Source organism: Streptomyces sp. NPDC034103 (assembly GCF_055575395.1).
In genome coordinates, this window is the sequence record NZ_JBVISS010000019.1 from 139,104 (window position 1) to 145,749 (window position 6,646).

6 protein-coding genes are annotated in these 6,646 nt (G+C 74.9%); all 6 read right to left on the bottom strand.

Annotated elements, in window-relative coordinates:
• Window positions 1-33: 33 nt before the first annotated feature.
• The 6 genes from ACZ56U_RS35140 to ACZ56U_RS35165 are packed head-to-tail and all read right to left on the bottom strand — an operon-like array spanning window position 34 to window position 6,603.
• The gene (locus ACZ56U_RS35140; protein ID WP_469087973.1) at window positions 34-858 is read right to left on the bottom strand and encodes an HpcH/HpaI aldolase/citrate lyase family protein; all 825 of its coding nucleotides are present in this window, start codon (window positions 856-858) and stop codon (window positions 34-36) included.
• Entirely contained in the window at window positions 855-2,060 is a 1,206-nt protein-coding gene (locus ACZ56U_RS35145) for a CaiB/BaiF CoA transferase family protein (RefSeq protein WP_469087974.1), read from the bottom strand. Before ACZ56U_RS35145 ends, ACZ56U_RS35140 begins: the two co-directional genes overlap by 4 nt.
• Window positions 2,057-2,950 (bottom strand): ribokinase, encoded by an 894-nt coding sequence (gene rbsK, locus ACZ56U_RS35150; RefSeq protein ID WP_469087975.1) that lies wholly within the window; start codon window positions 2,948-2,950, stop codon window positions 2,057-2,059. The genes ACZ56U_RS35145 and rbsK overlap by 4 nt, the downstream gene beginning before the upstream one ends.
• Window positions 2,947-4,308, bottom strand: a complete 1,362-nt coding sequence (locus tag ACZ56U_RS35155) for an ADP-ribosylglycohydrolase family protein (protein ID WP_469087976.1) — start codon at window positions 4,306-4,308, stop codon at window positions 2,947-2,949. Before ACZ56U_RS35155 ends, rbsK begins: the two co-directional genes overlap by 4 nt.
• A complete protein-coding gene (locus tag ACZ56U_RS35160; RefSeq protein WP_469087977.1) occupies window positions 4,296-5,462 on the bottom strand; it encodes an ADP-ribosylglycohydrolase family protein in 1,167 nt (388 codons plus the stop codon). Before ACZ56U_RS35160 ends, ACZ56U_RS35155 begins: the two co-directional genes overlap by 13 nt.
• Before the next feature lie 7 nt (window positions 5,463-5,469).
• Window positions 5,470-6,603: an ADP-ribosylglycohydrolase family protein gene (locus ACZ56U_RS35165; RefSeq protein WP_469088021.1), complete on the bottom strand. Its 1,134-nt coding sequence runs from the start codon at window positions 6,601-6,603 to the stop codon at window positions 5,470-5,472.
• Window positions 6,604-6,646: the final 43 nt, after the last annotated feature.

The window sequence follows — 6,646 nt, forward strand, 5'->3', positions numbered from 1 at the left end:
TTTGGCACCGCCGGGCCGCGCCGCGGGGGGCGGTCAGGGGCGGTGGGTGAGTGACAGGGTGCGGTGTGCCGCGGCCACCACCGCCGGGTCGATGAACCGGCCGTCCGGCAGTGCCTGGGCGCCCGGCCTCGTCGCCGCCGCCCTCACGATCGTCTCCGCCCGTTCGATCTCCAGCGGTGTCGGCAGGTAGGCCCGCTCGATCACCGGGAGTTGGCACGGGTGGATGGCGGCCCGGCCCAGGAAGCCGAGGGCGCGGCCGTGGGCACACGAGGCCGCCAGGCCTTCGAGGTCGCGGATGTCGGGGTGGACCGACTGGGGCGGCGGAGGCAGGCCCGCCGCCCGCGCCGCCACGACGACCCGGGAACGGGCCCAGTCGAGGCCCGCGTCGTCCCGTACGCCGAGGTCGGCGCGGAGGTCCGCCTCGCCGAGGGCGATGCCGCGCAGGGCGGGGTGGGCCGCGGCGATCGGGTACGCCTGCTCCACACCGAGGGCCGTTTCCAGGAGGGCGTACAGGGCGGGGGCGCCGCCGTCGGCGGGGGGCGTGCGCTCGGCGACGGCGGTGATCTGCCGGGGCGAGGTCACCTTGGGCAGGCGGAGGCCGCCGAGCCCGGGCAGGGCGGACACCGCCGCCAGGTCCGCCGCCGCCCAAGGGGTCTCCAGGGCGTTCACACGGACGTGGACGGGCCGCGGCTGCGGCGCCGAGAGGAGGTCGGCGGTGGCGTCCCGGGCGTACGCCTTGCGGTCGGGGGTGACCGCGTCCTCCAGGTCGATCACCACCACGTCGGCACCGGCCGCCAGCGCCTTGGCCACCACCTGGGGGCGGTCGCCGGGGACGTACAGCCAGGTCAGCGGGGTCATACCGCCCCTTCCGCGCGCAGGGCCGCCACCTCGGCCTTTGTCAGCCCCAGTTCGGTGAGGACCTGCGTGGTGTCCGCGCCGTGCGGGCGGCCCGCCCAGCGGATCGCGCCGGGGGTGTCGGAGAGACGGAAGAGGACGTTCTGCATGCGCAGGGGGCCCAGCTCCGGGTCGTCGACGGTGGTGATCGTGTCGAGGGCCTGGTACTGGGGGTCCGTCATCACCTCCCGGACGTCCTGGACCGGGGCCGCCGCGGCCTCCGCCTTCTCGAAGGCCGCCAGGACCTCGGTCAGGGGGCGGGCGGCGATCCAGGTGCCGACCGCGTCGTCGAGGACGTCGGCGTGGCGGGCGCGGTCGGCACCGGTGGTGAACCAGGGCTCGGCGGTCAGGTCCTCGCGCCCGACCAGGCGCATCACCCGCTCGGCGACCGACTGGGCCGAGGTGGAGACGGCGACCCAACCACCGTCCGCGGTGCGGTAGGTGTTGCGCGGGGCGTTGTTGGCGGAGCGGTTGCCGGTGCGCTGCTGGACGTAGCCCAGCTGGTCGTACCAGGTCGGCTGGGGGCCGAGGACGCTGAGGATGGGCTCGATGATCGCCATGTCCACGACCTGGCCGTGGCCGGTGCGATCGCGGGCGGCCAGCGCCGTCAGCACCGCGTACGCCGTCGCGAGGCCCGCGATGGAGTCGGCGAGGCCGAACGGCGGGAGCGTCGGGGGCGCGTCCGGTTCGCCGGTGACCGCGGCGAAACCGCTCATCGCCTCGGCGAGGGTGCCGAAGCCGGGGCGGTGGGCGTAGGGGCCGAACTGGCCGAAGGCGGTGACCCGGGTGAGGATCAGACGGGGGTTGGCGGCCGAGAGCTCCTCCCAGCCGAGGTCCCATTTCTCCAGGGTGCCCGGGCGGAAGTTCTCGATGACGACGTCGGCGCTCGCCGCGAGGCGGAGCAGGGTGGCGCGGCCGCCCGGCCTCGACAGGTCCAGGGTGATCGTGCGCTTGTTGCGGCCGAGGAGCTTCCACCACAGGCCGATGCCGTCCTTGGCGGGGCCGTGACCGCGGGAGGGGTCCGGTTTCGTGGGGTGCTCGACCTTCACGACCTCCGCGCCGAAGTCGCCGAGCATCGTGGCGGCGAGGGGACCGGCGAAGAGGGTGGCGAGGTCCAGGACGCGGAGGCCGCAGAGGGGGGCCGCCCGGGGGTGTGCGGCCGTCATGACGTGGCCTGCTTGTCGATCTCCGGGCGGTACGGCATCGACGCCGACGCGCCGGCCCGCTGGACCGAGAGGGCGGCCGCCCTGGCCGCCCACTGGAGCGCCTCGCGCATGGGGCGGCCCTCGCCGAGCGCCACCGCGAGGGTGCCGACGAACGTGTCACCGGCGCCGGTCGAGTCGACGGCGGTCACCTGCGGGGCGGGGACGGTGAGCGGTTCGCGGTCGCGGGCCAGGTACAGACTGCCCGCGGAACCGAGGGTGACGACCACCTCCGGCACCTCCTCGAGGAGGGCGGTGGCCGCGGCCATGGGGTCGATACGGCCGGTGAGGGTGGTCGCCTCGTGCTCGTTGGGGACCAGCAGGTCGGTGGCGGCGAGGAGTTCGATGGGCAGCGGCTGGGCGGGGGCGGGCGTCAGGATCGTCCGGACGCCGTGGGCGCGGGCCGCCTCGGCGCCCGCCACGACCGCGGCCAGCGGGATCTCCAGCTGGAGCAGCAGGGCGTCGGCGCTGGCGATGAGGCCGTCGTCGCCGGGGGCGAGGTGGTCGACGGTGCCGTTCGCGCCGGGGATCACGACGATCGCGTTGCCGCCCTCGTCGTCGACGACGATATGGGCGGTGCCGGACGGCCCCTCGATGGTGCGCAGGTGGTCGGTGTCGACGCCGGAGTGTTCGAGGGTGGAGCGCAGCTGGGTGCCGTAGGCGTCGTTGCCGACCGCGCCGATCATCGAGACGGTGGCGCCGGCGCGGGCCGCGGCGATCGCCTGGTTGGCGCCCTTGCCGCCGGGGATCGTACGGAACTCCCGTCCGGTCACGGTCTCCCCGCGCTGCGGGGCCTTCCCGACGTAGGCGACGAGGTCCATGTTGGTGCTGCCGAGCACGGCGATGTGGGTCATGGGCGGGAAGCCTCCACGTGGGTGAGGTGGGCGAGGGCGTCGAAGCCGGTGCCGTCGAAGTCGGCGACGGAGGTGGCGAGGCGGTTCTTGAGGGGAGCGGTCCAGCGGTCGGGGAGCCGGCGTGGGGTGCCGGCGAGGAGAGCGGCGATGCTGCCCGCGGTGGCGCCGTTGGAGTCGGTGTCCCAACCGCCGCTCACCGCCTTGCAGATGGAGGCGGTGAAGTCGCCGTCCGCGTGGGTGAGGGCGGCGGCGATCAGGGCGGTGTTGGGGACGGCGTGGACCCAGTGGTGGGTGTCGGCGTAGGTGGCGTGGAGTTCGTCCACGACCGTGTCGAAGTCGGCGCACCACCGCGCCAGCCCGATCGCGTGCCGGATCGCCCGGGAGAGGCGGGAGGCCGGCGGGATCACGGTCAGGCCGGTGCGAAGGCAGGCGTGGATGTCGTGCGTGCCGGTCGCCGCGGTGGCGATCGTGGCCGCCGTGAACATCGCCGCGTAGACGCCGTTGGCGGTGTGGGTGAGGGTGGCGTCCCGGTGGGCCTGCTCGGCCGCGGCCGCGGGGTCGCCCGCGTTGGTCCAGCCGTGCACGTCGGCTCGGATCAGGGCGCCGATCCACTCGCGGAAGGGGTTGCGGTGGCGGGCCGTGTGCGGGGGGTCCAGGCCGAGGAGGAGGTTGCGGTAGGCGATGCGTTCGGCGGTGAAGGTGCGGCCGGCGGGGAGTTCGTCGAGCCAGAGGCCGGCGACGTCCGCGGTCGTGAACCGTCTGCCGTGGCGTTGGAGCAGGAGAAGGTTGAGCAGGGGGTAGTTGAGGTCGTCGTCCTCGGGCATGCCGTCGATGTTCTCGGCGAGCGAGGTGGATGCCGAGCGGCGGTTCCAGGGGTGGGAGCGCAGCAGGTGTTCGGGGACGCCCTGTGCCGTGAAGTAGGTGTTCAGGGGCCAGTTGCCGGTGGCCGCGGCCCGTTGGCGGATGGTTTCCAGAGGGAGCTTCTCGACGGGCTTGCCCAGGAGGCATCCCACCGCCCGGCCCAGCCAGGCCGCTTCGAGGGCCGAGCGGGTGGGGGGCGCTGCGGGGGTGGGCGCGGGCCAGGCCGGGCAGGCGGCCTTGATCCTTTCCAGGTCGCTCGGCTCCTGGTCCGCCAACGTGCCGGGCAGGTCCGCGAGTTCGTCCAGCAGGTCTCTCGCCAGTCGCCGCAGGTATCCCGAGGACCGGTCCGGCGAGGCTCCGGCCCTCGGCGGGGCGTCGTTGCCGCCCGCCGCGCTCCAGCGTGCGGCGATCGCCCCGGCCTCGCGGCCGTCCAGGGCCGCCTGGCGCAGTTCGTGGCCCAGGAGGTCCTCCGGTTGGACCCAGGTCAGCCGGAGCATCGTGGGCCTCCGATCCCGGCGAAGGCCGACTCGTGGGCCCTGCGGCGGCGTACGTCCCGCTCGTGGATCTCCCGGGTCACCTCGGTGAGGGTGCGCGCCGGTTCCCAGAGGTCCAGGCGGCTGGCCTCCGCGACCGTCTTCGACCAGTCGTCCGGGACCGGGGAGCCCAGGGCGCCCGCGAGCGCGCCCGCCATCGTCGCGATCGAGTCGCAGTCGCGGCCGTAGTTGACCGAACCGAGCACCGCGTGGCGGTAGTCGCCGCCGGCCACCAGCAACATGCCCAGGGCGATGGGGAGTTCCTCGATCGTGTGGAGGCGGGAGGGGCGGCGGGCGCCCAGGGAGGGGGAGCGGTAGTCCGGGCCCACCGTGTCGTAAGGGGCCACCGCCTCCCGCAGGGGCCCGAGGGCGGACTCGAAGTCGGTGTGGGCGTGGGCCGTCTCGCAGACCTTCTGGATCGCCGTGCGGGTGCCGTCCTTCGCCAGGGACAGGCAGGTGGTGACGACCGATTCCGGGGTCGCGTCGGGAGCGCAGGCCGCCGCCACCGCCGCCGCGAACACCGCCGCCGCCTCGCGGCCGTACGAGGACTGGTGGGCGCCCGCGATGTCCAGGGCCTCCGTGTAGGCGGCCCTGGGGTTGGCCGCGTTGACCAGGCCGACGGGGGCCATGTACATCGCCGCGCCGCAGTTGACGATGTTGCCGACGCCCGCCTCGCGGGGATCGACATGGCCGTAGTGCAGCCGGGCCACCAGCCACTTCTCCGCCAGGAAGACGCGGTGCAGGGGGAGGGCCTCCTGTTCGAGTTCCGGGATCCAGCGGGGGGTCGTCATCAGGTCCGGGACCAGGTGCTCGGCGATCGCGTACGCGTCGAGGTGGTCGCGGACCCGGGCGTAGACCCTGATCAGGGCGTGGGTCATCAAGGTGTCGTCGGTGACGTGGCCGTCGCCCTTGTGGTACGGGGCGATGGGGCGGGCGGTGCGCCAGGCGTCGCCGTTCCAGGGGCCGACGACGCCGTGGACGCGGCCGGCGTGGCGTTCGAGGATCTGGTCGGGGGAGTAGCCCTCCACCGGGCCGCCCAGGGCGTCGCCGACCGCCGCGCCCACGAGGGCGCCGGAGATCCGGTCGTCCAGGCTGGTTTCTGATTCTTTGGGCGTCATGCCCGAATCATCCTCCTGGAGGGGTCGGTGGCGTGGCTTCCAGGAGCCCGGCGAGTTCCACGAGGTCGGTGCCGGTGAGGCGGGGGAGGGCGCAGCCGGAGAGGGTGCGACAGGCGTCCCGCCAGGTGGCGGGGATCGCGCCACCGCCGCTCAGCGCGCCGGTGAGGGCGCCGGTCAGGGCGGGGGCGGAGTCGGCGACCCGGGAGAGGCAGGCGGCTGCCGGGATCGCCTCGCGGACGCGGCCGTCGGCGGCTGTGGCCAGGGCCAGCGCCACCGGGACCGTTTCGGCCGCCGCGATGCCGTAGCTGTAGACGTGGTCGACGATCTGGTGTTCGAGGAGGGGGATCAGCGCGAAGGCGCCCTCGGCGTGCTGGGCCAGCTTCAGGGCGTGGCGGGCGTTGCGGCCGATCTCCGTCTCCGCGGGGAGTTCGCTGAGGGCGGCCGTGACACAGGCGTGGATGTCCGCGCCGGCGAGGGCGAGGGAGAGGGCGGCGGCCATGGCCCGCGCGCCGTGCACGCCGTCGCCGTCCTGGGTGTAGCGGGCGTCGAACTCGGCCAGCTCCGCGGCGAGTCGGGGGTCGCCGGGGTGGGCCGCGGCGAGGACGCAGGCGCGGACACAGGCGGCGTCGTCGAAGTAGTGGGGGTTGTCGTGGCCGGTGGCGGGCGGGCGCAGGCCGGTGGCGAGGTTGCCGAGGCCCGCCCGGACGGAGATGCGGGCACGCAAGGGGAGCACGGCGGACTCGACCTCGGGGGCGCGCTCGGCCGCCGCCGCCACCTCGGCGGCCAGACCGTTCCAGGCGAGGTCGATCGCGGCGCGGGTTCTGCGTGCTCGGCTCAGGTCGCCCAGGGCGGTGTCGTCGCCCGCGCGGAGGAGGGCCTCGGCTGCGAAGGCCGCCCATTCCGCGTCGTCAGAGGGCCCCAGGCGGAGGGGTTCGGGGGGTTGGTTGAGGGCGATGGGGACGGGGAGGGTGGTGGTGGCGTTCTGTTCGGCGAAGGTGTCGAGTTCGCGGGTGAGGCGGCGGGTCCAGTCGGGCATGCGGGCGGCCCGGTGGCGGGCGGCGGGCCAGCCGGCGGCGTCGCCCGCGGCCAGGCCGAGGAGGAGGCCCTCGATGCGGCGCAGGCCCATGGCGGGGCCGCTGATGGACGCGGTCGCCCCCGCCGCCCCTACGCCTTCCCGTCCTCCA

Excerpts from the sequence above, each read along its gene's own strand:
- ACZ56U_RS35140 (WP_469087973.1), bottom strand. The coding sequence starts at position 858 with ATGACCCCGCTGACCTGGCTGTACGTCCCCGGCGACCGCCCCCAGGTG.
- ACZ56U_RS35145 (WP_469087974.1), bottom strand. The coding sequence starts at position 2,060 with ATGACGGCCGCACACCCCCGGGCGGCCCCCCTCTGCGGCCTCCGCGTC.
- rbsK (WP_469087975.1), bottom strand. The coding sequence starts at position 2,950 with ATGACCCACATCGCCGTGCTCGGCAGCACCAACATGGACCTCGTCGCC.
- ACZ56U_RS35155 (WP_469087976.1), bottom strand. The coding sequence starts at position 4,308 with ATGCTCCGGCTGACCTGGGTCCAACCGGAGGACCTCCTGGGCCACGAA.
- ACZ56U_RS35160 (WP_469087977.1), bottom strand. The coding sequence starts at position 5,462 with ATGACGCCCAAAGAATCAGAAACCAGCCTGGACGACCGGATCTCCGGC.